Raw genomic sequence first — 25,618 nt, 5'->3', positions numbered from 1 at the left:
TGTTTGGTTACGCCCTCGACAGGCGGGCGCGGGCGCATTAGCCATGCGTCCCATGATCAAAACCAAACTCGCGCTCGCCGCGCTCTCGCTCTCCCTCGCCGCATCCCCCATCGCCCTTTCGGCGCACGAACCACCCGCCAATGCGACGGTGGAGCAGATGGCCGACCATGCGCTGGAATACGACAAGCTGGCTTGGGACTTCGTGGAAGGCATCACCACCGAAGTCGGCCCGCGCCAGGCGGGTACGGAAGCGGAAAAGCGCGGCCGCGAATGGGCGATGGCCTGGATGCGCAAGCACGGCTTCCAGAACGTGGCGGACGAGCCGTTCGAGATGGAAACCTGGGTGCCGGGCACCATGCACCATGCGGAAATCACCAGCCCGTTCCCGCAGCCGCTGGTCATCCAGCCGCTGGGCGGCAGCGCTTCCACCGGCCCAGAAGGCATCACGGCGGAAGTGGTCTATTTCGAGACTATCGGCGATCTGAACGCCGCGCCGGAAGGTAGCCTCAACGGCAAGATCGCTTACATCAGTCACTCCATGACGCCGACGCAGGATGGCTCGCAATACGGCTTTGCCGGCCCCGCGCGCTGGGTGGGTGCAAGCATCGCCAAGCAGAAGGGCGCGGTCGCCACTGTCATCAAGTCCGTCGGCACGGATTATCACCGCAACCCGCACACCGGCGGCACGCGCGTGGTCGAAAACATGATCCCCGCAGGCGCGCTGACGCTGCCTGATGCGGCGAATCTTGAGCGGATGTTTGCGCGCGCCGATGGCAAGCCCATCGTGATGAAGCTGGTGCTGACGCCGGAGAACATCGGCACGCAGGTGAGCGGCAATGTCCTGGGCGAGATCGTGGGCCGTGATCCCTCCCTGCCGCCGATCCTGGTGGCCTGCCATATCGACAGCTGGTGGAACGCCCCGGGCGCCTTCGATGACGGCGCGGGCTGCGGCATCGTGGCCGCTGCTGCGCTGAATGTGGCCAAGTCCGGCCAGCCGCTGCGCACGATCCGCGTACTGATGGCGGGCGCGGAAGAAGTGGGGCTGTACGGCTCCGTCGCCTATTCCAAGGCGCATATCGACGAGCCGATCGGTGTGGGTATCGAAAGCGATTTCGGCGCGGACCGCATCTGGCAATTCCAGAGCAATTTCCGCGAAACCAACCCGCAGCTGCATGCCATGCTGGCAAGCTCCGTCGCGCGTTTCGGTGTTGCAGGTTCCAGCACGGTCGCGACGGGCGGGGCGGACATCAATATATCGCGCGACCAGAAGGGCCCGATCATCGACCTGCAGCAGGATGGCACGCGCTATTTCGACCTGCACCACACGCCGGACGATACGCTGGACAAGATTGATCCCGTGCAACTGCGCCAGAATGTCGCGGTCTGGACCCAAGTGGTCGGCATCCTTGCCAATTACCCCGGCGATATCGCCACGGGCGAGTAGCCTCAGCCGCGGACCAGGCCTGCCATCGGCGCAGCCTGCCGACCGGGGAACAGTGTGGCCATGGCGCGCTGCGGGTCCAGCGCGAAATGCTCCGCCGCGCTGCCGGCGATCACTGCCTCCAGCGAGGCCGTAGGCATGAGGTCGCGCCCTTCCAGCAAGGAGGATGAGGCCAGCCCCGGCCAGTCCGCCACCACGCGCCCGCCGCGCACCGCGCCGCCCAGCAGCATGGCCGCGCTGGCTGTGCCGTGGTCCGTGCCATTGGTGCCGTTGATGCGCGCCGTGCGGCCGAATTCCGTGGCGACGATTACCAGCGTGTCGGTCCAGCTATCCGCCATGCCGGCTCGGTAGCCGGAGAGGAAGGAATCGAGCCGGCCCACCGCGCCGCCGATCTGGTTCGGCTGGCCCTGGTGGCTGTCCCACCCGTCGGACTCCACCATCATGATGCGCGCGCCGTCCGCGCCCGACATCAGCGATGCGGCCAGCGCGCCGGCCTTTTCCGCATCGCGAAGGTTTCGCATCTGCGTGTCGCCCGCCATCGCGCGGGTCTGCAATGCCTGGTCCCACAGCCGCGAGAGTAGCGGATCGGCGGCATACATCGCGCCCACACGTTCGCTGTAGTTTTCCGAGGCCGCGCGCAGGCGCGTGGGGGCATAGCTGCTGGTGGGCTGCGGCCCCTGCAGGGCCAGCGGGATCGATGGCGCGAGCGCCAGCGCGCGCACGCTGCCTGGTGTCATTAGGCCGACCAGACGGTTCATCCAGCCATCGCGCTGCACATAGGGCTTCGCGCCGCCGCTCTCGATCAGGTTCTGCGCATCGAAATGCGACCGCTCGCGGTAGCTGGAGGCTGCGGCATGGACGAAGGCTGCCTCGCCGGCCGCATACATTGCGCCGATCGTCCCGAGCATGGGATGCAGTGCGAAAAATCCATCGAGCGCCTGGCGCTGTTCCAGATCACCCATCCATGGCCCGCGCAGGCCGGACAGTTCCGGATCGCCCAGCGGGGCAAGCAGGTCCAGCCCGTCCGCCGCGCCGCGCTGCAGCACGAAGAGGAACCGCTTCTCCGTATGCTCAGCCGCCAGCGCGACGCGCGGTGCGAAGGCCGCTGCGCTGCCGAGCCAGAGGCCGGAATGGAGCAGGGTGCGCCGGTCAATCATGGTTATCTCCGCATCATTTCGGGCGAGGCGAGGAGCAGCGCCGCCGCTTGCTGGCGATTATCCGCGCCGCGTATCGCCGTTGCCGTGCTGTCATTCAGTGCCCGCGGAAACAGCGCCTGCGCCAGTGCCAGCGCATCAATGTCACCGGCTTGCTTCGCCAGCGTCTCTGCCGCTTCCACCCGGCGGATCAGCGCATCGGGCGCTGCCCAGCTGGCGGCGATGTCGTCATATCCCTTGGGCGAAGTGGCAGCCCAGCATGGCTGGCCCAGTTCCCGCAGCGTGCCATGCAGCAGGCGCGGCTCGAAATCGTCCAGCCCCAGTGCGCGGAAGCTGGCGATGGTCCAGTCCCACGGCGTACGGAATTTCGGCCGCGAGCCGTCCCACGCTTCGGGCGAGTCCACCATGGCGCGGTAAATGGTGGGCAGGTCGCCATCGCTATCCAAGAAGGCGCGCTCCAGCCGAGCGACCATTTCAGGCGGAGGATCGTCGGCGGCAAAATGCCGGGCCAGCTTCGTGGCGACATGCCGCGCCGTGGACGGATGGGCGGCAAATGCGTCCAGCATGGCGAGCGACTGTTCCGGACCGGCTTGCGCATAGCTGCGACCCAGCACGGTGCGCGTGCCCGGCTCGTGCTGGAATTCCGACCATGCAAGCCCGTCGCCGATAGGCTCGGCCCGCCGCGCGCGGGGCAATCCCTGCATGGTCCAGCCGGTCATGGCGCGGGCGAATTCGGTCACATCCTCCTGCGAATAGCCGCCATTCACGCCCAGCGTGTGCAGCTCCATGATCTCGCGGGCGAGGTTTTCGTTCAGGCCAAGTTCGCGGTTCCGCCGCCCGGCGCGCTGCGCCAGCTGGCTGCTGGGACCGGTGGAATTGGACTGGTCGAGATAGGCGAGCATGGCCGGATGCAGCACGGCCGCGCGCAACAGGTGACGAAAATTGCCCATGATATTGGGCCTTATCGCCTCGAATTCATGCGGACCGACCAGCGCGGTCGTCTGCCGCTTGGCGATGGAGACGGTGAAGTGATTGGCCCAGAAATGCACCAGCCTTTCCGGGAAGGGGGCGTCCGTGCGAACCGCGACCAGACCGCGCGCCGTTACGCTGCCGAGCAGCATGCCGCGCAGGTCCTGGCGCTGAACATCATTGGGTTTGTCCGCCGGGTCCTCGTCCCCCATCTGCCGCGCGCGGCGACGATTGGAGAGGAATTCCGTCAGGCCCGCGACGCTCTCTGCCGTGCCGGGCAGGGCAGCGATGGGGGCAGGGCGCGGATCGAACCGGTCCAGCTGGTCAAGCAGCCAGCCGCGAAGGTCTGGCGGCGGGCGTTCCCCGGCGCGGGCTCCGAGGCCGAAACGGTTCCAGGCGATGGTTATATCCGACATGGCCGCCATCCTGCCGCGCGAAGCCTGAATGACAAGTAACCGGCTGTAACGAAATGTCGCGGTGTCAGGTGAATTCCCGGGCGATCAGCCGCGGTATGAGGGCGGCCTGAGCCAATGCGCGCGCGACCAGGAAGACCGTGAAAGACAGCCACAGCCCGGCATTGCCCATTGGCCATGTCAGCCAAAGTGCGGCCACATAGACCAGCGCCGCGACGGCCATGGTTGCAAGCAGTTGCCGCGTCCAGCTCGCGCCCACGAACACGCCATCAAATACGAAGCCGGCGACTCCCGCAAAGGGAATGATGAACAGCCAATACGCCTGCGCCTGCGCCGCCTCGCGCACGGCGTCTGTCGCAGCGAAGCTCGCCAGCACCGGATCTGCCAGCAGCACGAAGGCGAGCGACACTAGCGCGGCCGCCATCAGGCCGCGCAGCAATATCGCGCGGATATGGGCGGTGAAGCCATCGCGGTCGCGCGCGCCCAGCCGTTCGCCGTTCAGCACTTGCGCCGCATTCTCAAACCCGTCGAGCAGCAGCGCGGTGAAAACGAACATCTGGTAAAGGATGCCATTGGCCGCCAGCACGGCCGCGCCGCGTTCCGCACTGAGGCGGGTGAGGGCGGCCAGCGCTACCACCAGGATCAGGGTGCGCAGGAACAGGTTGCGGTTGACGGCGAGGAAGGGGCTGAGCCTGCGCCAGCCGAAATTCGCCCGCTCCGCCGCCGCTGCCAGCAGGCCGCGCAATGTCTCGCCGCGCAGCACGATCGCGCCCACCACCAGCAGTTTTGCATATTCGGCGATGAAGCTGGACCAGCCGACCCCGGCGATCCCGAAATCCAGGCCCAGCACGAACCACAGGCCGAGGCCCACATTGGCGATGTTGTAAGCGATCTCGAACCACAGCACGGCCATCATCCGCCGCTGGCCGACAAGGTATCCCACCAGCGCCAGGTTCGCCATCACGGCGGGCGCGGTCCAGTAGCGGATATCGGCATAGATACGCGCTGCCTCCAGCACCTCGCCCCGTGCGCCCAGCGCATCCAGCGCGGCAGGCAGCAGCAGCGGCTTGGCCAGCAGCAGCAGGCCCGCGATAACCGATCCTACGACCAGCCCGCGAAACAGCACGTCCGCCTGAGCCTGCGCGCCTTCGCGCGTGCCGGCCTGCGCGACCAGCCCGGTGGTCCCGGTCTTCAGGAAATTCATGACGGTGAAGAGAACCGCGAACAGCCGCGCGCCCACGTCGACCGCGCCCTGCGCCGCGGCATCGCCCAGCCGCCCCACAATCCACATATCACCAAGACCAATCAGCGCGGTGGCGACATTGGTGACCATGGCGGGCAGGGCAATTGTCCAGATGATGCGCGGATCGACCCGGCCGGGTTGGGCGGCGGCAGCGGTCATCGGCGGATCACCTGCAAGGCGTTGCTAAGTTCAAGAAAAGTGGTCGGGGAGACAGGATTCGAACCTGCGACCCTCTGTTCCCAAAACAGATGCGCTACCAGGCTGCGCCACTCCCCGACACTCTTCGATTTGCCGACCACGCCGACCCCCATATGCTTGGGGCGGTGGTGGGCCCGGCAGGACTCGAACCCGCGACCTAGCCGTTATGAGCGGCCAGCTCTAACCAACTGAGCTACAGGCCCCGCCAACCGGGATTTGCGCCTAGACGCAAGGGCGGGCGCTGGCAACCTGCGAAACGCGCGGATGATCACCGGACCACTGCGTCCATCACCTGGGACACGCTGGCGGGCTTCACATCGCGCGCGGCGAGATGCGCAAAAATGCGTCGCCACCAGTCGTACAGCGCGTCCAGATCGGCCTCGTCGCGCACATACGGCGTGTGTCCGGGCGCGAGGGAGGGGCTGTGGAAGCTGAAGTTCAGGATCGGCAGGCCCATGTCGATGGCGATGTCCGTGCCCTTCAGCGCGTCCTCTATCGGAATGCCCTCAGGCGTGAGCGCGATGCGTTCCAGCAGGCCGAGCTTGGAGGCGACACCGCGCAGCCGCGGCGCGCGCCAGAACACCGGGAACAGCGCATCGCCCATCTGTCGCAGCAAGCCCCAGAACACCGTGGTCAGCGGCAGCTCCAGCAATTCCTTGGCATCGTCCAGCCAGTACGGCTCCAGCGGATGCGCGGTGTAATCCGGCCCACCGGCAGCCGCGTAATCGAACTTGGTGCGCACGGATGTATCGATGGCAATGCCGGCCTCGCGCAGGATCTGCGGGGTCGAGCCACCCGCGCCATACCGGCCTGCGCGGTAGATCAGCGGGGCATGGCCGAAATTCGCCTCGATCGCGTCGCGCAGATTCAGCAGCTTGGCGCGCTCCAGTTCGGGCGGCAGGTTGCGGGCGTAGGAGTGGCGCTCGGTCACCTCTTCTTCGAAAGGCGGATTGACCCAGGGGTGCAGCTGCACGCCGATCTCCGCCTCGCCGGCATCGAGCGCGGGCTTGAGGATTTCCGCCGCCAGCCGCGATTGCGCAATGGGCCAGTCGATGAGGTAGATCGGCACCACGCCCTGTCCGGCGCAGAATTGCTGGAATCGGCCGAGCTGGGAGACGTGCTCAAGTCCGTGCTCCTCGCGGGAGAGCGGGCGCGACCAGTCGAATTCTTCCTCGGTGTCGACCGTCAGGATGAAACGCTGCCCGAACCCTTGCGCAAAGCGGGCAGGGCGATGCCGTGTCGGTGGGCGGTCGATGGCATCCATGATGTTGGCTGGGCGTCCCTTGCGCTGCGTCGCGTCAGCCGCTTTCGCTATGGCGCGCGGGGGATTGGGTCAAGGCGGGCAGCGACAGGCGCAGCCGGTCATCCACCAGTGATAGGTCTCCGCCCGCGGCCATGGTCTCCGCGCGCACCAGCCGCAGCGTGAAACCGCTGCCGAACATGCCCGCAGTGACGGCACGCGCTTGCGGGGCGACCGATGCGGCGAAGGGATCATCATCATCGCTCATCGCGGCGGGAAGGTCGCATTCCAGCGCAATGGTTTCGCCGTCACCGCTCAGCGTGAGGTCCAGCCGCTCGCCCGGGGCCATGCCGCCGGCCAGCGTCGCCAGCAGGCGCCAGGCCAGCACTTGCGCTTCGTCCCCGTCCAGACCGGCCGTGAAGGGCCCGCCACTGGCTTTCAGGGTCATCTCGGCAGAGCGCGGGCGCAGCACGCCGCCCAGACGCTGCAAGGTATCGGCGACGACCTGCCGGATGTCGGCCTCGCCTTCTTCCATGTCCACCGCGCCGGTTTCCAGCTTGGCCAGCCGGTCCACCTCGTCGAAGCCGGCCAGCAGGCGTGCGGCATCCACACCGATGGCAGCCGCCAGCGCGCGGTAGCTGTTGGGGGCGGGGCCGAAGATCTGCTGCTGGATGATTTCCGCAAAGCCCTGGATCGCGTTTACCGGAGTGCGCAATTCATGCAGCACCTGACGCATGCGCTCGCCTGCCGGGTCCGGGGCGGGCCGGGCTGCAGATGCAGGCTGGGGGCGCCGCAGGCGGCCGCGGTAACCCATGAAGGCGCCATCCGCCTCGCGGAAGAAGGGCGCGGCATCGAAGCGCCAGTCGCCCTCCAGCCCCTCCAGTCCCACAAGCTGCACCGGCACGCCGGATAGCGGCTGGCGCAGTCCCATGGCGCGAAGGGCGGTGGCGGGAAATTGCAGCAGGCTGGCGCTGCCCGCTTCCCCGGCGAGGAGGTTGGGCAGCAGGTCCGCAAATTCGCCATGCGCCCATGCGACCGTGCCCGCTGCATCGAGCTCCAGGTCGAGATGTTCGGCGTGCGCTTCGCCCTCTTGCGTGTCGTCGAGCGGCAGGCGCTTCTGGTCGCGCCGCAGGGCCTGCCGTTCGCGGAAGCTTTCGATCCGCTGTAACAGCGCGCCGACACCGTCCGTCCGTTCGCGCGCGGTGGCGGGCTCGGCAGGCTCCGTGGCGTCGGGCGTGGGGGTGGCGGCAGTAACTGGCGCGGGCGTTTCAGTCACTTCGCGCGCCTCAGTAGAGACCTCGGGGCTCACCTCGTCGCGCAACACGAGGTCCTGCACCCCCAGCCGCTTCAGCAGGTCCCGCACGCGCGGCGAGAGGTCGCGGCGATGGCGCAGGAAACCGCGCGCATTGACCGGCAGGCGCGGGATGAGGTCGAGCCACTCCGCCTCGCCCAGCCGCGCGGTGGCAACGGCGGCGGCGGCGGCCTGCGGATCGCCGCCCGCCAGCCATTCCACCAGCGCCGGATTGCGCAGCCGCTGGCCGGGCTCGCGCAGGATTTTGGAGCGTTCGGTCGCCGGGATGCGGTCTTCCAGCTCCGTCAGCCGCTCTACTGCCGCCTCGGCCATTTCCTGGCTCGCGATCGCGCCGCGGGTGCCCAGCAGGTCCAGCAGCTGCCTGTACTGCGTGCGCACGCCCTGCTCCGAGGCAGCGCGCTGGCGCAGCACAGTGGCAAGGCGGTCGTCGAACAGCATTTTCTCTCCGGCACGGGTTACGCATCCGGCGCGCGCAGGGCGCACCGGGGCATGGTGTCCCAATACGGGTTTTCCGCGAGGCTGCTCCCGCCCAGTACCGCTGCGTTGCAAAGCGGGACAATTGCGGGCATACATAATAATGTTACTGTCCGGCGCGCGATTATGTGTGGATAATTGCCGCAGTGTGATGTTCTTGGAGGGGTCTGGGGCGATGGCGACACTCGATACGATCGACCGGCGGCTGCTGGCCGAATTGCAGGATGAAGGCCGCGTCACGAATGTGGAGCTGGCGCAGCGCGTTGGCCTGACCGCGCCGCCCTGCCTGCGCCGCGTCCGCACACTGGAAGAAGAAGGCGTCATCAAGGGCTACCATGCGGAGCTCGACGCATCGAAGCTGGGCTTCGCCATCACCGTCTTCGCCATGGTCAGCCTGAAGAGCCAAGCCGAGGAAGACCTCCGTGCGTTCGAAGAGCATATCATGACGCTGCCCGAAGTGCGCGAATGCCACATGCTGAACGGCGAGATCGACTTCATCCTGAAGATCGTGAGCCGCGACCTGCAGAGCTTCCAGGAATTCCTGACCGGCAAGCTGACGCCTGCGCCGAATGTGTCGAGCGTGAAGACCAGCCTGACCATCCGCACCAGCAAGCACGAACCGGGGGTTCCGCTGGGTTGATGCCGTCCACGACGCTGGGCCTTCTGGCCAGCGCGAGCGTGATCCTCGCGCTGCAATTCTGGCATGCGAATTATCTCGACCGGACGCTACCGAAACGGCGCAAACTGCCTGTCTGGCTGCGCGGCCGGGCGGACTACAAACGCCGGACGGCGCTGCGGATGCATGCCTATTACCAGATCTTCCTGACGGTCCTGCTGCTGCTCATCGCGATCAAGCAGGATATGAACCCCGGCCCGCGCACGAACCTTGAAATGGTGATTGCATTCACGGGTGTGCTGCTGATGTTCGCGCTGCTCCAAGTGATCAATTGGTGGCTGCTGATGCGCTGGTTCCGCAAGGGCGAGCCGCCACTGCGCTGATCAGTCGAGGTCGAACAGGTCGCCCAGGATCGTGGCCTTCTCCGCATCGATGCGGTCCGGGTTGGGACTGTCGTACAGCACCAGCAGCTTCGTCTCGCCGTCCTCGCCGGTCCAGTATTCGATGCCTTCGGGATGGTCGGCGTCCAGCTTCACCGGCAGGTCGAACAGGCGTTCGGGGCGGTGGAGGCGGACAGTTTCCTCGTGTTCAGGCGGCTCGTTTGCCCAGTCCTTCCAGCGATAGATGGCGCAGCGGCCATCCAGGTCCTGCGTCGGGCCGGCCAGGATCAGCAGGTCGTCGCCGTCGTCGCTCGCCAGCAGGTCGCGTATGCCCAGGCCGCCGAGGTCGCACAGGCGAATCATCGGCGCGCTCGGCAGGTGCAGCTTGCCGCTCTTCTTCGGCTCGATCTGCGGTTCCACCAGCACGGCAAAGGTCTGGATCGTCGGCCCGCGCAGGCCCAGCGCCACGCGCTCGGCCTTGACCGCAATGCCTTCGATATCGAGCCCGCCCTCCTTGGCCGCCAGCGCGCAGGACGGGCCGAGGAGGGGGTGTTTGGCCAGATAGCGTTTCAGTTTGCTGCCTTGGTCCTTGCGCTGGCGAACGAGGCCGGCGTGGCGATCGCCATCGTCCTTCACAGGGATGGCATGGCCTTCCTCGTCGAACAGCAGCGGGATGCGCGCCAGCACGCAGCGCGGCCGCGTGTCCTTCAAATCCGCGATATGGGCGATATCGATGCAGTCGGGCGTATCGCCATCGTCGCGCGGGTCCGGTCGGGTGCGCGAATGGCTGCCGGTGACCCAAAGCCAATTGTCGGAAATGGCCATCCCTTCGATGTCCATCTCCTCCTCCGGATCGCGCAATTCCACGAAGTCATGCAGGTGGAACGCCTTGTGGTCGCCCAGCCAGCCGTGCTGCGCCGGGGTCAGCCGCTCGACGCCGTGCGCCTCGTCGCCCGCCACGAACAGCGTCTGCCCGATGACGCCGCAGGCCGAGATGTCCCACAGCGGATGCTCGTCATCCTCGCTGGCATCGCCGCCGAAGGAGAGCTTGATATGGCCGACGGGCTCGCGCGGGGCGGGCAGGTTGTCTGTCTTGGTGAAAGGCTGGGGAGCCAGGATATTCACGCTCATGCCAGACCAATGCCGCAGGCGGCGATTGGTTCATGGCGGCGGCGTCAGCCCTCGCGCTTGGCCAGCCACTCCTCCAGCCACTTGATCGTGTAATCGCCGCTCAGCACGTCGGGTTCGCGGATCAGTTCCTGGTGCATGGGGATGGAGGTCTTCACCCCTTCCACCACCATTTCTTCCAGCGCGCGGCGCAGGCGCATGATGCAGCGCTCGCGCGTGCGGCCGAAAACGATCAGCTTGGCGATCATGGAATCGTAATAGGGCGGGATGGAATAGCCTGCGTAAAGGCCGCTATCCACGCGCACATGCATGCCGCCGGCGGCGTGGTAATAGGTCACCTTCCCGGGGCTGGGGGCGAAGGTCCAAGGGTCTTCCGCATTGATGCGGCATTCGATGGCGTGGCCCTGGAATTCGATTTCGTCCTGCGTCACGGACAGGTCGCGCCCATCGGCGATGCGGATCTGTTCGCGCACCAGGTCCATGCCGGTGATGGCTTCCGTGACCGGGTGTTCCACCTGCAGGCGGGTGTTCATTTCGATGAAATAGAACTCGCCGTTTTCCCACAGGAATTCGATCGTGCCCGCGCCGCGATACTGCATGTCGCGCATGGCCTGCGCGCAGACCTCGCCCATGCGCATCCGGTCTTCTTCGGTGATGACGGGGCTGGGCGCTTCTTCGAACACCTTCTGGTGGCGGCGCTGCAAGGAACAGTCGCGCTCGCCAAGGTGGATCGCCCCGCCGCGCCCGTCGCCGAACACCTGGAATTCGATGTGGCGCGGATTGCCGAGGTATTTCTCGATATAGACGGTGGCATCGCCAAAGGCGGCCTTCGCCTCGCTGCCCGCCTGCTGCATCAGCGTTTCGAGCTTTTCGGGGCTGTCGCACACCTTCATGCCGCGCCCGCCGCCGCCGCTCGCGGCCTTGATGATCACGGGATAGCCGATTTCAGCCGCGATCTTGCGCGCCTCTTCCACTTCGGAGACGGCGCCGTCGCTGCCCGGGACCAGCGGCAGGCCGAGCTCGCCCGCGGTCTTCTTGGCGGCAACCTTGTCGCCCATGGTGCGGATATGTTCGGGCTTGGGGCCGACCCACACCACATCATGCGCTTCCACCACTTCGGCGAATTGCGCATTTTCGGACAGGAAGCCGTAACCGGGATGGATGGCATCTGCACCGCTGATTTCCGCAGCGGAGATGATCGCGGCCTGGTTCAGGTAGCTGTCCGTGGCAGGCGGCGGGCCGATGCACACGGCATGGTCGGCCAGCCGCACATGCATGGCATCGGCATCGGCGGTGGAGTGCACCGCGACCGTCTCGATACCCATTTCATGGGCGGCGCGGTGGATGCGCAGGGCAATTTCCCCGCGATTGGCAATCAGCAGGCGCGAAATGCCCATGTCAGGAAATCACCACCAGCGGCTGGTCGAACTCGACGGGTCCGGCGTTCTCGACCAGAATTTCCGTGACCTTCCCGGCCTTTGGTGCGGTGATCGGGTTCATTACCTTCATGGCTTCGACGATCAGCAGCGTGTCGCCTTCCTTCACCGTGTCGCCGACGGACACGAAGGGCGGGCTTCCCGGCTCGCCGGATAGATAGGCAGTGCCGACCATGGGCGACTTCACGGCATCGGCATGGGAGGCCGGTGCGGCATCCGCAGCCGGGGCGGCGGAGGCGGCAGCGGGGGCGGGCGCAGCGGCAGGTGCGGCGGCGATCATCGCAGGCGCCGGTGCAGCAGCGGCAACCGCTCCGCGCGAGACGCGGATTTTGCGGTCCCCGTCCTCTACCTCGATTTCGGTCAGGCCGGTTTCGGCCAGCATATCGGCCAGTTCACGAACCAGCGCGCTATCGATTTTCATGCCGGCAGAGCCGGACTTTCCCTTGGTGTCGGCCATAAGGTCCTCTTGAGGGGGTCTGTTGCAGAACCGGCTATTCCGCGCGCGCTGGCTTGGCAAGCCTTGCCGCGAATTGCCGTCCTGCGATTTCCTGGGTCAGAGGCGCGCGGCGGCGTCCAGCGCCATTTCATAGCCCACCGCGCCGAAGCCCGCGATTGTGCCGCTTGCCGCCATCGCGACGAAACTCTTGTGGCGATAGGCCTCGCGCGCATGCGGATTGGACAGGTGCACTTCGATCACCGGCACGCGGATGGCGCGGATGGCGTCGTAGAGCGCAAGCGAGGTGTGGGTGAGGGCACCGGCGTTCAGGATGACGGCTTTCGCCTCCACGCCCTGCGCCTCGTGCAGCCAGTCGCACAGGTGGCCTTCGTGATTCGACTGGCGCATTTCGATCTCGATATCGAGCGCGGCTGCCTGGTCGTGCAGCTTGCCGGCAATATCGTCGAGCGTTTCGGAGCCGTAGATGTCGGGCTCGCGCGTGCCCAGCAGGTTCAGGTTGGGTCCGTTGAGGATGTATACGGTGGAAGCCATGATGTCCCTTGCATCGCCACGCCTTGTTGCGTGATTTGCCAGCGGCATAGCGATGCAAGGGCCCATGGCCAAGGGTTTGCGGGGATGGGCCGGTGTGCGGCGTGCGCGGCGGCGGCCTAGCGCTCCACGCCCTTGATCTTCCCCCACTGGCGCGCGGCGGTGTAGCCGAGGTAACCCGTGCCGAAGAGGGCATAGAGCGGCTCCGGCAGGCCAGCGAGATAACTGTTCATGCCTGATGCGATGTCCTGCGCCACCTGCGGCTTGAAGGCGGCGAGCAGGCCCATCGGGATGGCCGAGAGCAGCAGCACATACATGACATAGAGGAAGCTGGGCCGGGCGCGGCTGGTCCACGGATCCTTCGAGTTTGCCTCCGCCACGATGGCGGCAATCTGCACTTCCAGAGCCTTCAGCTCCTGCGTGCCCTGCAACTCCAGCAGCTCGAGCTTGGCCCGCGCGCGGGCTTCCTTGTCGGGGATGATCTTGTCGATGATGGAGGCGATGGGGCCGATCAGGGTCTCTATGATGGACATGGCGTTTCCTAGCGAAGCGGTTCAAGGGAATCGCGCCGGTGAACCGTATTGGTTCGTGTAGGAAAGGAGATTGAGCTTGCGCCGATGACACGAGCCATATCGGCGCAACGCGCCGCAAGGGCGACCGCCCGCCCGCAGGCGCCCCGCAGCGCAGCGGAGGGGACAGCGCCGAGGAGGAGCGCGCGGACGCGCGCTCTAAACCAACAAGAAACTAAAACCACTGGTCGGGAAGACAGGATTCGAACCTGCGACCCCCACACCCCCAGTGTGATGCGCTACCAGGCTGCGCTACTTCCCGAGACCAGTGGAGCGCGCGCCTATAGGGCGGGTATATCGGCATGGCAAGCGTTGCCACGCGTGCACTCGATTGCCAGCCATTTGCTTTGCTGCTAGGCGCGGCGCCGACGGGAAAACGCGATGGCTTTACCTTCGCGGCAACGCTTCCCACATCCGCGCACCAACCGCATTACTGGACCAAGGCCGCCGTTTCATGATCGAGTTTCTTATCGCCGCCGCACCCCAGGGCTCCGGGCTCATGGGTTTCGTTCCCATCATCGGCATGATCGCCATCTTCTGGTTCCTGCTGATCCGTCCGCAGATGAAGCGGCAGAAGGAGCACCAGGCGAAGGTTGCCGGCCTGAAGAAGGGAGACCAGGTCGTCACCGCAGGCGGGCTGATCGGCAAGGTCGTGAAGGTGGATGAGAATTACGCCGACATCGAACTGGCGCAGGGCGTCCGCGTCAAGGCCGTAAAGGCCACCATCGGCGACATCATCCCGCCCGGTGGCACGGCCGCAAACGACTGATCCGGCACACCAGACTTTCAAGGCCAGACCCGACATGCTCGACTTCCCCCGCTGGAAAAAGATCTTCCTCTGGGCGATTACGCTGGTGGCGATCGCCGCGGCGCTCCCCTCCATCACCTCGCTCAGCGGCCTGAAATGGCCGTCCTCGCTTCCCGATCCGGAAGTGAATCTCGGGCTCGACCTTGCAGGTGGCAGCCACATCCTCCTGGAAGCGGACCCGGCGGAAGTCGCCGCCACCCGGCTGGAAAAGCTGGAGGAGCAGGTGCGCGACGCGCTGCGCCGTAACGAGCCGCGCATCGCAATCGGCGACATCTCCACGCGCGGCAACCGGCTGACCTTCATGCTGGAAGACCCGTCCATGGTGGACGCGGCGCGCGAGGCGATCCTGCCGTTTACGGACGGTGCGGGCACGGTGCGCGACTGGAATATCGAAGTTGTCGACGGCAGCCGCTTTATCCTGACGCCGACCGAGGCCGGGCTGGAGAATGCTATCCAGACGGCGATGGAGTCCGCAACAGACGTGGTACGCCGCCGTATCGACGGGCTTGGCACGCGCGAGCCGACCATCATCCGCCAGGGGGACACCCGCATCGTGGTGCAGGTCCCCGGTCTGGGCGATCCCGAAGCGCTGAAGGAATTGCTGGGCAAGACCGCCGCACTGGAATTCAAGCTGGTCGTGCGCGAAGCAAGCCAGGACGAGGTCCTCTCCGGCCTCGCTGCCGAAGGCCAGGTCTTCCCTTACGCGGAAAGCGCCGGCCTGCCGGGCGGCGTGGTCGTGGAGCGGCTGGGCGGCATCAGCGGCGAGACGCTGACCGAGGCGCAGCAGAGCTTCGATGCGCAGGACAATTCGCCGGTGGTGGACATCACCTTCGATCCCGATGGCGCGCGCAAGTTCAGCCGCATGACCACGCAGAACACGGGCGAGCGTTTCGCCATCATCCTTGACGATGAAGTGATCTCCGCCCCCGTCATGCGCGAACCCATCCGCGGTGGCCGTTCCCAGATTTCCGGCGGTTTCACGGTGGAAAGCGCCAACCAGCTGGCCATCCAGCTGCAATCGGGCGCGCTGCCCGTGGCGCTGGAAGTCGTGGAAGAACGCACTGTCGGGCCGGACCTTGGTGCCGATTCGATCCGCAAGGGCATGCTGGCCATGGGCGTCGGTTCGCTGCTGGTGGTGGTGCTGATGATCGCGACCTATGGCCGCTTCGGCGTCTATGCCACGGCCGCACTGGTCCTGAACGTGGGCATGATCCTGGGCATCATGGCGGTGATGAACACCACGCTGACGCTGCCCGGCATCGCGGGTTTCGTGCTGACGATCGGCGCGGCGGTGGACGCCAACGTGCTGATCAATGAGCGAATACGTGAGGAGCGAAAGCGTGGGCGGCGCGTCGTTGCGGCGGTGGAAAATGGCTACAAGGAAGCCAGCCGCGCGATTTACGATGCCAACATCACCAACTTCATCGCCGGTATGCTGCTGTTCCTTTTCGGCTCCGGCCCGATCCGCGGCTTCGCGGTCGTGCTGATCATCGGCCTTTTCACTTCGGTCTTCACGGCCGTCACGCTCACCCGCATGTGGGTTGCCGGATGGCTTCGCAAGAAGCGCCCGAGCGAGCTGCACGTCTGAGGCGGGGAGGACGAAACCATGAAACTCCTGAAACTCGTACCCGACGATACGAACATCCGCTTCCTGCGGTGGCGCGTGCCTTTCTACGTCGTCAGCCTGATCCTGATCGCTGCCAGCTGGGGGCTGGTAATGACCAAGGGCCTGAATTACGGCGTCGATTTTGCGGGCGGACAGGAAGTGCGCCTGACCTTCGAACAGCGTGAAGAGGCACCGATCCCGGCGCTGCGCGATCTGGTTGGCGGGCTTGGCTATGGCGAACCGACCATCCAGCGTTTCGGCGATGCGAACCAGGTTTCGATCCGCATCCGGCTTCCCGAAAATATCGAGGCAATCGAGGGCGGCGCGAACGCTGTCGGCAACGAGGTGATCGCCGCTATCGACGCCGAATATCCCAACGTTCGGCGGGACGGGAACGAGACGGTTTCGGGCAAGGTCGCCAGCGAATTCCGCGAGAAGGCCGTCTATGCGTTGCTCGCCGCCATGCTGGCCATTGCGCTGTATATCTGGGTGCGGTTCGAGTGGCAGTTCGGCGTGGGCGCGCTGTTTGCGCTGTTCCACGACGTCAGTCTCGCGCTGGGCATGTTCGCGCTGTTCCAGATGGAATTCAGCCTGCAGATCATCGCCGCCATCCTTGCGATCATCGGTTACTCGCTGAACGACACCATCGTGGTCTATGACCGTATTCGCGAGAACCTGAAGAAGTATCGCAAGATGCCGCTTCCAGAGCTGCTCGACCGGTCCGTGAACGAGACGCTGGCGCGTACCGTGATGACCAGCCTGACGCTGCTGATCGCGCTGCTGCCGCTGCTGCTTTTCGGCCCTGCCAGCCTGTTCGGCCTTGTGGCCGCGATTACGCTGGGCATCTTCGTGGGTACCTACAGCTCGGTCTACATGGCCGCGCCGATCCTGATCTGGCTGGGCGTGAACAGCAACAGCTTCGTCCCCGAGGAAAGCGTCGCGGACAGGCAGGAGCGGCTGGCACGCGGCGAGGCCTGAGCGCCTCCGCCGCGCGCGGCTTCAGCCCGTCAATCTGTCGCAATGGTCGGCCAGCGCCTGCGCGTTGGCCTGCCAGCTGAACCGCTCGGCCATGGCCGCAACGGCTTCGCGCTCCGGCGGATTGTCGAGCAGGCTGGTGATACCGCGGGCAATCGCCCCCGTATCGCGATCCACGATCACGCCTGCGTCCGGGCTGGTGACAACTTCGCGTGCACCGCCCGCATCGGTGATGACCAGCGGCGTGCCGCAGGCCAGCGCCTCCACCCAGGCATTGGCCAGGCCTTCGCTGGCTGACGGCAGCACCATCGCATCGGCGGCGGAGAGGACGGGCGGCAGCAGGTCGTGGTCAAGCAGGCCCAGGAAATGCACCCGGTCGGCGACGCCCAGCTCCTGTGCCAGCGCCGCCAGGGAGGGCTGATCCTCGCCCTTGCCGACCAGCAGCAGGCGGGCAGGGCGCTCCAGCATGGCGAGTGCGCGAATCACGAATTCCTGCCCCTTGCGCGGGATCAACGCGCCGACTGTCACCAGCAACGGCTCTTCCGGCGCGATGGCAATGCCAAGAGCCTCTGCCACCTGGCCGCGCAGACCGGGGTGTTGCAGCGGGCGGAACCGGTCGCGGTCCAGCCCGGTGTAATGCAGCGTGATTTTCTCGCGCTCCATGCCCAGCGCTGCCATGTCATCCGCCAGCGGGCCGCAGACCGCCAGCAGACCCGCCGCCTGGTCCGATGCTTCCAGCATCTTTGCCTTGGCATACGGCTTTGCGCCCCAGAAATGCACGTCCGCCCCGCGCGCCTTGATGGACAGCGGCAGTTGCAGGCGATGCGCGACCTGCGCGGCGGCAGGCCCGTCCGGATAGAAGAATTGCGCGTCCACCATGTCGAAAGGCTGGCTGGCATGCAGGCTTTCCGCCAGCGGACCCACCGCGCGGGCGATGGCGGAGGGGTTGAGCCTGCCGCCCAGCTTGGGAATGAGCGGGAAGGTGGGGCGCAGCACGCGCACGCCGCCCTCCACGCCGTCCACCGCGGCATCGGCCAGCGCGCGGTATTTGCCGAAGCGGATGGGCGGCACGCCGATGGGGTTCACCACGGTCACGTCCCAGCGCCCGGTGGCGGCAAAGGCTTCCAGCGAGCGCGCGACAAAGGTTCCGAAGCGCGGATTGACGGCGTTAGGATAGAGGGTGGAGATGGACAGGACGCGCTTCACAGCTTGCGCACCAGCATCTCCGCCACGGCGAGCCATTCCGGGTTGTCGATCACGACCTGGCGCTGGCCTGCACCGGGCGGCAACAGGCCAACAAGAGTGCCTTGCCGGTCGATCAACCGGCCGAAGGCGAAGCGCCCGCCGCTGCGCGGGACCAATATGTCGCGGTTTATCAGCCGGCCTGCCTCGCTCGGCGCGAACTGGCGCAGCCACAGCTGGTCGCCGACGCGGTATTCGCCCTGCGGGACCTCCACCACCACGCAGACGAGCGGGCTGCTGGTGTCCAGGTCGGTGGGCAACACGGCATCGTGCGGCTTGGCGAGCGGTTCGGCCCCGGCTTCGGTCAGGCGTGCCACGATCTTGGGATCGTCGCGCTCCTCCCCCTTCAGCAGCATTTCCGGATCCACGCCCAGCGCCGCGCCGATGCGGTTCATCCATGCGAGGGAAAGGTTGCGCATGCCGGTCTCGAGCCGCCCGATGGTCTGCGCCGTGGTCGCGGGCGTGCAGGCGGCGGCCACCTCTGCCAGGGTCATGCCCTTCTGCTTGCGGATGTCGCGGATACGGTTGATCACGATGCTGGCCCCTCAATAACCAATTCGGTTATCTATTTCCTACATCGCTAACCGCTGTCAAGTGGCCCTTCATCTGGCAAGCAGGAGATTCGGATGCAGCGCGAACTGGTGGAACGCGAATTGACGCAGGAAGGCCCGCGGCGCAGGGGCGGCGTGGCCAAGCGCAGGCGGTCGGTGACGGTGAACCTGGCCGAAAACCCGCTGTCATGGCTCCACGCCCGCGGCCACCTTGACGACCGGCTGCTGGCGGCTGGCGAGTGCCTGCGGATGGATTTCGAGCGGGCGCAGCTTGGCCCAAATGTCACCATGCGCTGGGACGCGGTGCGCATTAAGGGGACGGGCGAGACCGGCCTTGCGCCCACCGAGCGGCAGATTGCCGCACGCCAGCGGTTTGACGGGGCCATCGCCCATGCGGGCAAGGGGCTGGAGGATATATTGTGGCGCGTGGTGTGCGCGGGGGAGACGTTGCCCGTGGCGGAAAAGGAGCTGGCCTGGCCCGCGCGCAGCGGGAAGCTGGTCCTGAAAATCGCGCTGGAGCGCGCTGCGGACTTCTACCGCCTCGGCTGACCGGCGTCCTGCCTGGCGTCCTGTTCGGCGCGCGCGGCCATCCTTGCGGCAAGCCTTGCATTGTCTTCCTGCGACAGGCGCCGCCCGACGGACAGTGTGACGACGGCGAATATGCCCAGCATCAGCACGGCGCATCCGCCCACCACGATGTCGTACACCGAATATCCGCCCCAGCTGGGGACGTCCGGCCCGCCGAAGATGATACCCAGAGTCAGCGCGATGAAGATCATGCGGATCTCCGTCGGGCCCAGCCCGCCGTGGGAGAGGTGGAATTCACCCGTCACCTTGGCCAGCAGGAACGTGTGGATCGCCAGCAGGAAATATCCTGCTAGCGCCAGCAGGGCGATCTCTATGCGGACGTATGGGCTAAGCCCCAGTCCGCCCAGGATCACGAAGCCGGCCATCATGTCCGAGCTGTGGTCGATGAAGAAGCCGTAATTGGGCCGTTCCATGCGGCGATAGCGCGCGATGCTGCCGTCCAGCGAATCCCCGAACCAGTGGACCCCGAACAGCGCGATTGACAGCCAGAGCAGCCAGGGATGCTGCCCGCTGAATGCAAAGCAGAGCCCGATGCCGATGGCAGCGAGGGCCGCCAGCAAGGTCAGCTTGTCCGGCGTGACCCATGCGGGCATGCGCTCACAAAGCCAGTCGAGCAGCCGCCGTTCCGCCTTGGTGAACGGCGTCTGCTGGATACGGTCCACCTTCTCGGGATTGTCCTTGGACAGTGCCATGGCGCAGCCTATCGCGGTTTGCCGCTGTCAGGGCAAGCGTTGTCACATGTCCGCTACAATTGGCGCAGCGATTATTCGCCAGTGGGGTAGAAGAAGCGTTCTTCCGCGATCTTCCCGTCGCGCACGGTGTATATGGCGGTTTCGTGGAATTCGTTGCGCTCCCCGTCCATGGTCACATCCATGCTGTAATTCACCGCGAATTGATCGCCCACCACATAAGGCCCGGCACATTCGAAGCTGTGCACTTCGGCATTGGCGTTCCACCAGTCGTGTTTCTGCTGCAATTGCTCGCGTCCCTCGCAGCGGGACATCGGGCCTTCGCCTGGCTCGCAGCTGACGATATCGTCGGCCCACATCGCGGTGTAATCATCGGCACGATCCTCGCGCACGGCGGCGGTAAAGTCTTTGGCAAACTGGTCGATCGACATGGCAAATCCTCTCAAAACTATGCGGCAGGCGTAGCAAAGCCATGTGGTGCGATTGTGGCAGCATACCGCATTGAGCGCGGCGGCGGTTTCTGGCAGCACACAGGCCATGAGAGGGACGGCACTGATATACGGCCTTGCCGCAGGGATCATCGTGATGGTCCTGCAATTCCTGCATTACCTCGATTTCGTGCGCAGCCTGCCGACGCAGGTCTATATCATCGCCATCGCAGTCCTGTTCGGCGCGCTCGGCATATTCGCGGGATATCGCCTTACGCCCCGGCCGCCCGCTGCCGATTTTCGCCGCAATGAGAAGGCGGCCGCATCGCTTGGCCTGACCGCGCGCGAGATCGACGTGCTGGACCGGCTGGCGACGGGGGCGAGCAACAAGGAAATCGCCCGGAAACTTGGCGTGTCCCCGCACACGGTCAAGACGCACATCGCGCATGTCTATGACAAGCTGGGTGTGCACGGGCGCGGCAAGGCGGTGGACATGGCGCGGCGCCTGTCATTGTTGCCCTGAGGCGCTGCATGGCCCGAACGGGCGAAAAGGCCGAAATCACCCATATGGGCGATGGCGCGCGGCCCGGCTTGCGGCATGGACCTGCCACTTGCAGCAAAGGAGGCTTCCCATGTTTCGTTACGCCCTGATCTTCGGCTCCATCGCCGGGGTCGTCGCCATCGCCATCATATCCCTGATCCTGCTGTCGGTAGGGGGTAATCACTCTTCCAGCGAGTTCCTCGGCTACCTCGTCATGCTGGTGGTGATGATGCTCGTCTTCGTGGGCATCAAGCGGTACCGCGACATGGAGCAGGGCGGTGTGATCCGCTTCGGAACCGCTCTGGGGCTGGGCGTGGCCATCACCGCCGTCGCCGGCGTGTTCTACGTGCTGAGCTGGGAGCTATTCCTGGCGGCCACGGATTATGCCTTCATCACGGAATACAGCAACGGCCTGCTGGCAGAGGCGCGCGCCATGCCCGACGCCGTGCAGAGCGCGGAGCGGATCAAGGAAATCGAGGCGTCGGTGACGCTGTACCGCAACCCGGCATTCCGCATGATGATCAGCTTCATCGAACTGTTCCCGGTCGGGCTGTTCGTATCGCTGCTGTCGGCGTTCCTGCTGCGCAAGCCCGGGTTCCTGCCCGCAAATTCGCCCGCCTGAGCCGGTCAATCAGCGGCGCGGGTCGGGGGGGCTTGTTATCCCTCGACCTGCTCCGCCAGCTCCAGCCAGCGTTCCTCTGCCGCGTCCTTTTCGGCACGGGCGTTTTCGAGGCCCTTGGTGATGTTGGCGAATTTCTGCGGATCGGCGGTGAACAGGTCCGGGTCCGATAGGATCTCCTCGCCCCGCGCGATGGCAGCCTCCAGCTCCACGATACGGTCCGGCAGCAATTCGTAATCGCGCTGGTCCTTGTAGGAGAGCTTGGCCGCTTTCGGCGGCGGAGGGGGAGGCGGCGGCGCGGGCGGAGCCGTGTCGCCAGCGGCCTTCTCCTTGCGGCCTGCGCGCTGCGGGCGTTCCTTGCGCTTGCGTTCCCAGTCGGCATAGCCGCCGGCCACCACGTCCACCTTGCCGCTGCCATCAAGGCCCAGAGTGATGGTGACGGTGCGGTCCAGGAAGTCGCGGTCGTGGCTGACCAGCAGCACGGTGCCTTCGTAATCGGCGATCACTTCCTGCAGCAGGTCCAGCGTTTCCAGGTCGAGGTCGTTGGTCGGCTCGTCCAGCACCAGCAGGTTCGATTCGCGGGCGAATTCGCGCGCCAGCAGCAGGCGGCTGCGCTCCCCGCCTGACAGCGTGCCGACCTTGGTGTCGACAAGTCCGGGATCGAACAGGAATTCCTTCAGGTAACCCTGCACATGCTTGCGATTGCCGCGCACGTCGATCCAGTCGCCACCTTCCGCCAGCACCTGCCTTATGGTCTTGTCCGGCTGCATCAGGCTGCGCTGCTGGTCGATCATCACGCCGGAGAGCGTTTTCGCCCGTGTGACTTCGCCCGTGTCGGGCTCCAGCTCGCCCGTCAGCATCTTCAGCAGCGTGGTCTTGCCCGCGCCGTTTCCGCCGACCAGGCCGATCCGGTCGCCGCGCTGGATGCGCAGGGAGAAGTCGCGGATGATCGCCCGGTCGCCATAGGACTTGGAGATTTTCTCCGCCACGATGACGGACTTTGTCTTGTTGTCGTCGCTCGCCAGCTTCAGCTTCGCGCTGCCGGCTGGGCCGATCATGGCGGCGCGCTGGGCGCGCATGTCCCACAGCTTCTCCAGCCGGCCCTGGTTGCGCTTGCGCCGCGCGGTCACGCCGCGCTCCAGCCAGTGCGCCTCGATCTTCAGCTTGGCATCCAGCCGCTCGGCGGCGCGCGCCTCCTCGGCATAGACTTGCTCTTCCCACGCCTCGTAACCGCCGAATCCCACTTCCTTGCGGCGCAGGTTTCCGCGGTCGAGCCACAGGGTCGCGCGCGTCAGGCGCTTCAGGAATTCGCGGTCGTGGCTGATGGCGATGAAGGCGCCGCGATAACGCTCCAGCCAGCCTTCCAGCCAGTCGATGGCGGACAGGTCCAGGTGGTTCGTCGGCTCGTCCAGCAGCAGCAGGTCCGGGTCCAAGGCCAGCGCGCGCGACAGGGCGGCGCGGCGTTTCTCGCCCCCGCTCGCCGTGGCGGCGTCACGCGACATGTCGATGCCGAGCTGGCCTGCGATGGCCTCCACCTCGTGCTCCGCCGGGGCCTGTCCGCCATCGGCAGTGCTGTGCAACGCGAAGTCCATCAGCGTGTCGAAGCCGGTGAAATCCGGCTCCTGCTCCAGCAGCACGATATGCGTGTGCGCCTTGGTCTTACGCGTCCCGCGGTCCGCCTCGATCCGGTCCGCGATCAGGCGGAACAGCGTGGTCTTGCCAGCGCCGTTGCGCCCGATCAGCGCAATGCGATCGCGCGGGCCGATATGCAGGTCCAGTGCCTCGCGATCAGGCCCGCCGAACAGCCAGCGGCCGCCTTGCTGCAAGCCAAGGCCTTCCCAGGAAAGGATTGGTGGTTCCGCCATGCGGGCCAGCTAGGGGCGGGGGCCGGGATAGGCAAGCGCCGAAGCGGCGGAACCGGCCCGTTCAGCCGCGCGTAAGTCCATCGCCCGCAGCTTTCGTGCTGCAACAAGGAGTATCCGCATGTCCCGTTTCGCCATTCCCGCCGCGCTCGCCATCGCCTGTGCGCTTCCCGCCACTGCCCACGCAGCGGAGGTGCAGGTGCAGGCAGCCGGTCCCGTGATCGAACTGACGGTGACCGAGCAGGTGAAGGCCAAGCCCGACATCGCCACCATCCGCACCGGCGTGACCACCCAGGCGCGCACTGCGGTGGAGGCCATGCGGCTCAACGCGCTGGAAATGACCAAGGTGATCGAACGGCTGAAAGCGCTGGGCGTCGATCCGGACGATATCCAGACCACCGGCGTGCGGCTGGGCGCGGAGTATGATTACAACAACCAGACCCGCCGCCAGGTCTTCCGCGGCTATTCCGCCAGCAATGGCGTGATGGTGACGGTGCGCGACGTGGCGAATGTCGGCCCGCTGCTGGATGCGCTGGTGGCGCAGGGCGCGACCGATATCGGTGGACCGGATTTCTCCATCGAGGATGACAGCGCAGCCCGCGAACAGGCGCGCGAGGCCGCCGTGATGAACGGCCGGGCGCAGGCGCTGCAATATGCGCGCTGGAACGGCTATTCCGACGTGCGCCTGATTGCGGTGGAGGAAGTGATCCGGCCCGGTATGCCGCAGCCCGTCGCCCGCATGGCTTCTCTGGACGTGATGGAGGAATCCGCATCCACCCCGATCCAGCCCGGCATGGTTGCCACGGGTGTTACCGTGACGCTGAAGTACGAGATGGTGCGTTAGGGCAACGCCTTAGCTTTCGCATTGTTGGCAACAACATTCACCGGTTGTTCAAAGCCTTTGCATTAGGCAGGTTGTCGAAATGAAACATCTCCTCGCCTCCTGCCTTGCGGCTTCGCTTGCACTGACCGGCCTTGCTGGCGGCGGCTTTGCCGTGGTCGATGCGCATGCGCAGAGCCGCGGCGACCAGAAGAGCGCGCGGGCGGAGATGCAGGCCGGGCGCGGCATGCGCATTTCGGATATCGAACGGCGCATCGTGCCGCAGTTCCCGGATGCGAAATACCTCGGCTTCGAATATGATTCCCGCGCCGGGGTCTATCGCCTGAAGTTCATGCGCGGCACGCGCGTGATCTGGGTCGATGTGGACGCGCAGACAGCGCGCATCCTGCGCGTCCAGCGCTGATCGCGGCTGGCGGTCGCACAATCCTTTCGCTTCCACTGAAACAGGCTGGCGCTTGACGCGTTCATCTTCAAAGCCCATCCCGCATGGCCACCGGATTGGCGGCGCGTGCGGTAAGTTTGCGGCGTGTTTGCAGGGGACAAGATAATGCGCATCCTGATCGTCGAGGACGAACCGACACTGGGCCAGCAGCTGAAAGGCACGCTGGAGCAGAACGGTTACGCCGTCGACCTTTCCACCGATGGCGAAGACGGCCATTTCCTCGGCTCGACCGAGGATTACGATGCCGTCGTGCTCGACCTCGGCCTGCCGGAGATCGACGGGCTGACCGTGCTGGGCATGTGGCGCAAGGAAGGCCGCAACTTCCCCGTGCTGGTGCTGACCGCGCGCGACAGCTGGAGCGACAAGGTCGCCGGGCTGGACGCGGGCGCGGACGATTACCTTGCCAAGCCGTTCCAGACCGAAGAGCTGATCGCCCGCCTGCGCGCGCTGATCCGCCGTGCTTCGGGCAATGCCAGCAGCGAACTGGTGGCAGGCGATGTGCGCCTGGACACCCGCAGCGGCCGCGTGACACTGGCCGGGGAGCCGGTGAAGCTGACCGCGCAGGAATACAAGCTGCTCAGCTACCTGATGCACCACAAGGGCAAGGTCGTCAGCCGGACAGAGCTGATCGAGCATATCTACGACCAGGATTTCGACCGCGATTCGAACACGATCGAGGTCTTCGTCACCCGCATCCGCAAGAAGCTGGGTGCCAATGTCATCACCACGATCCGTGGCCTCGGTTACAGCCTCGACGACCCCGACGATCCCAGCCGCGAGTGATCCTGCGCCTGCTGATGCTGCCCCGCCTGCCGGGGACGGCACGGCTGGCGCTGCGGATGGCAGCGGCGGGTTCTTCGGCGCGCAT

General features: G+C 65.9%; 27 protein-coding genes and 3 tRNA genes. 12 read left to right on the top strand and 18 right to left on the bottom strand.

The window, feature by feature from the left end:
- Positions 1-52: 52 nt before the first annotated feature.
- The gene (locus A6F65_RS09950; RefSeq protein WP_067788308.1) at positions 53-1,444 is read left to right on the top strand and encodes a M28 family peptidase; all 1,392 of its coding nucleotides are present in this window, start codon (positions 53-55) and stop codon (positions 1,442-1,444) included.
- A gap of 2 nt (positions 1,445-1,446) precedes the next feature.
- Here the strand turns inward: A6F65_RS09950 and A6F65_RS09945 are convergent, their stop codons facing one another.
- From A6F65_RS09945 to A6F65_RS09915, 7 genes are all read right to left on the bottom strand, one after another.
- A complete protein-coding gene (locus tag A6F65_RS09945) occupies positions 1,447-2,598 on the bottom strand; it encodes a DUF1501 domain-containing protein (RefSeq protein ID WP_067788306.1) in 1,152 nt (383 codons plus the stop codon).
- A 2-nt stretch (positions 2,599-2,600) separates the two neighbouring features.
- Positions 2,601-3,980, bottom strand: coding sequence for a DUF1800 domain-containing protein (locus A6F65_RS09940; protein WP_067790473.1), 1,380 nt, complete (start codon positions 3,978-3,980; stop codon positions 2,601-2,603).
- Positions 3,981-4,044: 64 nt separating this feature from the next.
- Complete coding sequence (locus A6F65_RS09935) at positions 4,045-5,379, bottom strand: MATE family efflux transporter (protein ID WP_083989431.1); 1,335 nt, start codon at positions 5,377-5,379, stop codon at positions 4,045-4,047.
- Positions 5,380-5,419: 40 nt separating this feature from the next.
- Positions 5,420-5,496: transfer RNA gene (locus A6F65_RS09930), tRNA-Pro, on the bottom strand.
- 48 nt (positions 5,497-5,544) lie between these two features.
- Positions 5,545-5,621: transfer RNA gene (locus tag A6F65_RS09925), tRNA-Ile, on the bottom strand.
- A gap of 65 nt (positions 5,622-5,686) precedes the next feature.
- Entirely contained in the window at positions 5,687-6,682 is a 996-nt protein-coding gene (locus tag A6F65_RS09920) for a polysaccharide deacetylase family protein (RefSeq protein ID WP_067788304.1), read from the bottom strand.
- A gap of 34 nt (positions 6,683-6,716) precedes the next feature.
- A complete protein-coding gene (locus A6F65_RS09915) occupies positions 6,717-8,408 on the bottom strand; it encodes a sensor histidine kinase (RefSeq protein ID WP_067788301.1) in 1,692 nt (563 codons plus the stop codon).
- Between the two features lie 211 nt (positions 8,409-8,619).
- Between A6F65_RS09915 and A6F65_RS09910 the strand changes: the two genes are divergently transcribed.
- The gene (locus A6F65_RS09910; RefSeq protein ID WP_067788299.1) at positions 8,620-9,084 is read left to right on the top strand and encodes an Lrp/AsnC family transcriptional regulator; all 465 of its coding nucleotides are present in this window, start codon (positions 8,620-8,622) and stop codon (positions 9,082-9,084) included.
- Complete coding sequence (locus A6F65_RS09905; protein WP_067788297.1) at positions 9,084-9,443, top strand: hypothetical protein; 360 nt, start codon at positions 9,084-9,086, stop codon at positions 9,441-9,443. Before A6F65_RS09910 ends, A6F65_RS09905 begins: the two co-directional genes overlap by 1 nt.
- On the opposite strand, the gene A6F65_RS09900 is transcribed toward A6F65_RS09905, so the two are convergent.
- The 6 genes from A6F65_RS09900 to A6F65_RS09875 all read right to left on the bottom strand — a co-directional run bounded on the left by A6F65_RS09900 (position 9,444) and on the right by A6F65_RS09875 (position 13,820).
- Positions 9,444-10,571 (bottom strand): DUF3616 domain-containing protein, encoded by a 1,128-nt coding sequence (locus A6F65_RS09900; protein ID WP_067788295.1) that lies wholly within the window; start codon positions 10,569-10,571, stop codon positions 9,444-9,446. It lies immediately after the preceding gene.
- A gap of 44 nt (positions 10,572-10,615) precedes the next feature.
- Entirely contained in the window at positions 10,616-11,965 is a 1,350-nt protein-coding gene (gene accC / locus A6F65_RS09895) for an acetyl-CoA carboxylase biotin carboxylase subunit (protein WP_067788294.1), read from the bottom strand.
- A gap of 1 nt (position 11,966) precedes the next feature.
- Positions 11,967-12,461, bottom strand: a complete 495-nt coding sequence (accB, locus tag A6F65_RS09890; protein WP_067788292.1) for an acetyl-CoA carboxylase biotin carboxyl carrier protein — start codon at positions 12,459-12,461, stop codon at positions 11,967-11,969.
- A gap of 96 nt (positions 12,462-12,557) precedes the next feature.
- Positions 12,558-12,992: a type II 3-dehydroquinate dehydratase gene (aroQ, locus tag A6F65_RS09885; RefSeq protein ID WP_067788290.1), complete on the bottom strand. Its 435-nt coding sequence runs from the start codon at positions 12,990-12,992 to the stop codon at positions 12,558-12,560.
- A gap of 116 nt (positions 12,993-13,108) precedes the next feature.
- Positions 13,109-13,522 (bottom strand): holin family protein, encoded by a 414-nt coding sequence (locus A6F65_RS09880; protein WP_067788287.1) that lies wholly within the window; start codon positions 13,520-13,522, stop codon positions 13,109-13,111.
- A gap of 221 nt (positions 13,523-13,743) precedes the next feature.
- Positions 13,744-13,820 (bottom strand) — tRNA-Pro (locus A6F65_RS09875).
- Positions 13,821-14,012: 192 nt separating this feature from the next.
- On the opposite strand from A6F65_RS09875, the gene yajC reads away from it, so the two are divergent.
- Genes yajC through secF form a run of 3 tightly spaced genes read left to right on the top strand, consistent with a single transcriptional unit; the run spans position 14,013 to position 16,950 of the window.
- A complete protein-coding gene (yajC, locus tag A6F65_RS09870; protein WP_067788285.1) occupies positions 14,013-14,327 on the top strand; it encodes a preprotein translocase subunit YajC in 315 nt (104 codons plus the stop codon).
- A gap of 34 nt (positions 14,328-14,361) precedes the next feature.
- Entirely contained in the window at positions 14,362-15,954 is a 1,593-nt protein-coding gene (gene secD / locus A6F65_RS09865; protein WP_067788283.1) for a protein translocase subunit SecD, read from the top strand.
- A gap of 18 nt (positions 15,955-15,972) precedes the next feature.
- Positions 15,973-16,950, top strand: coding sequence for a protein translocase subunit SecF (secF, locus tag A6F65_RS09860; protein WP_067788281.1), 978 nt, complete (start codon positions 15,973-15,975; stop codon positions 16,948-16,950).
- Between the two features lie 21 nt (positions 16,951-16,971).
- Here the strand turns inward: secF and A6F65_RS09855 are convergent, their stop codons facing one another.
- A complete protein-coding gene (locus A6F65_RS09855; RefSeq protein WP_205631873.1) occupies positions 16,972-18,153 on the bottom strand; it encodes a glycosyltransferase in 1,182 nt (393 codons plus the stop codon).
- The gene (locus A6F65_RS09850) at positions 18,150-18,722 is read right to left on the bottom strand and encodes a helix-turn-helix domain-containing protein (RefSeq protein ID WP_067788277.1); all 573 of its coding nucleotides are present in this window, start codon (positions 18,720-18,722) and stop codon (positions 18,150-18,152) included. Before A6F65_RS09850 ends, A6F65_RS09855 begins: the two co-directional genes overlap by 4 nt.
- A 93-nt stretch (positions 18,723-18,815) precedes the next feature.
- On the opposite strand from A6F65_RS09850, the gene A6F65_RS09845 reads away from it, so the two are divergent.
- Positions 18,816-19,289, top strand: a complete 474-nt coding sequence (locus A6F65_RS09845; protein ID WP_067788274.1) for a DUF6456 domain-containing protein — start codon at positions 18,816-18,818, stop codon at positions 19,287-19,289.
- Here A6F65_RS09845 and A6F65_RS09840 read toward each other — a convergent pair.
- Positions 19,274-20,020 carry a CDP-alcohol phosphatidyltransferase family protein gene (locus tag A6F65_RS09840; protein ID WP_067788272.1) on the bottom strand — a complete coding sequence of 249 codons (747 nt, stop codon included), beginning with the start codon at positions 20,018-20,020 and terminating at the stop codon, positions 19,274-19,276. The genes A6F65_RS09845 and A6F65_RS09840 overlap by 16 nt on opposite strands.
- Positions 20,021-20,091: 71 nt before the next feature.
- Positions 20,092-20,448, bottom strand: coding sequence for a nuclear transport factor 2 family protein (locus A6F65_RS09835; RefSeq protein ID WP_067788270.1), 357 nt, complete (start codon positions 20,446-20,448; stop codon positions 20,092-20,094).
- Between the two features lie 106 nt (positions 20,449-20,554).
- On the opposite strand from A6F65_RS09835, the gene A6F65_RS09830 reads away from it, so the two are divergent.
- Positions 20,555-20,968: a helix-turn-helix transcriptional regulator gene (locus tag A6F65_RS09830; protein ID WP_067788268.1), complete on the top strand. Its 414-nt coding sequence runs from the start codon at positions 20,555-20,557 to the stop codon at positions 20,966-20,968.
- 109 nt (positions 20,969-21,077) lie between these two features.
- On the top strand, positions 21,078-21,608 hold the full coding sequence (locus A6F65_RS09825) for a DUF4199 domain-containing protein (protein ID WP_067788265.1): 531 nt from the start codon (positions 21,078-21,080) through the stop codon (positions 21,606-21,608).
- Between the two features lie 35 nt (positions 21,609-21,643).
- Here the strand turns inward: A6F65_RS09825 and A6F65_RS09820 are convergent, their stop codons facing one another.
- A complete protein-coding gene (locus A6F65_RS09820) occupies positions 21,644-23,470 on the bottom strand; it encodes an ABC-F family ATP-binding cassette domain-containing protein (RefSeq protein ID WP_083989427.1) in 1,827 nt (608 codons plus the stop codon).
- Positions 23,471-23,588: 118 nt separating this feature from the next.
- Here A6F65_RS09820 and A6F65_RS09815 point away from each other — a divergent pair, with 118 nt between their 5' ends.
- The 3 genes from A6F65_RS09815 (at position 23,589) to A6F65_RS09805 (ending at position 25,533) form a co-directional block, all read left to right on the top strand.
- The gene (locus A6F65_RS09815; protein WP_067788261.1) at positions 23,589-24,311 is read left to right on the top strand and encodes an SIMPL domain-containing protein; all 723 of its coding nucleotides are present in this window, start codon (positions 23,589-23,591) and stop codon (positions 24,309-24,311) included.
- 79 nt (positions 24,312-24,390) lie between these two features.
- Positions 24,391-24,711: a hypothetical protein gene (locus A6F65_RS09810; protein ID WP_067788259.1), complete on the top strand. Its 321-nt coding sequence runs from the start codon at positions 24,391-24,393 to the stop codon at positions 24,709-24,711.
- Positions 24,712-24,855: 144 nt separating this feature from the next.
- Positions 24,856-25,533, top strand: coding sequence for a response regulator transcription factor (locus tag A6F65_RS09805; protein WP_067788257.1), 678 nt, complete (start codon positions 24,856-24,858; stop codon positions 25,531-25,533).
- Positions 25,534-25,618: the final 85 nt, after the last annotated feature.

It is taken from the genome of Paraurantiacibacter namhicola (assembly GCF_001687545.1).
GTDB classification, from domain to species: Bacteria; Pseudomonadota; Alphaproteobacteria; order Sphingomonadales; family Sphingomonadaceae; genus Paraurantiacibacter; species Paraurantiacibacter namhicola.
The sequence above is the reverse complement of the archived record's forward strand: the minus strand, read 5'-3'. Positions and strand labels throughout refer to the sequence as shown.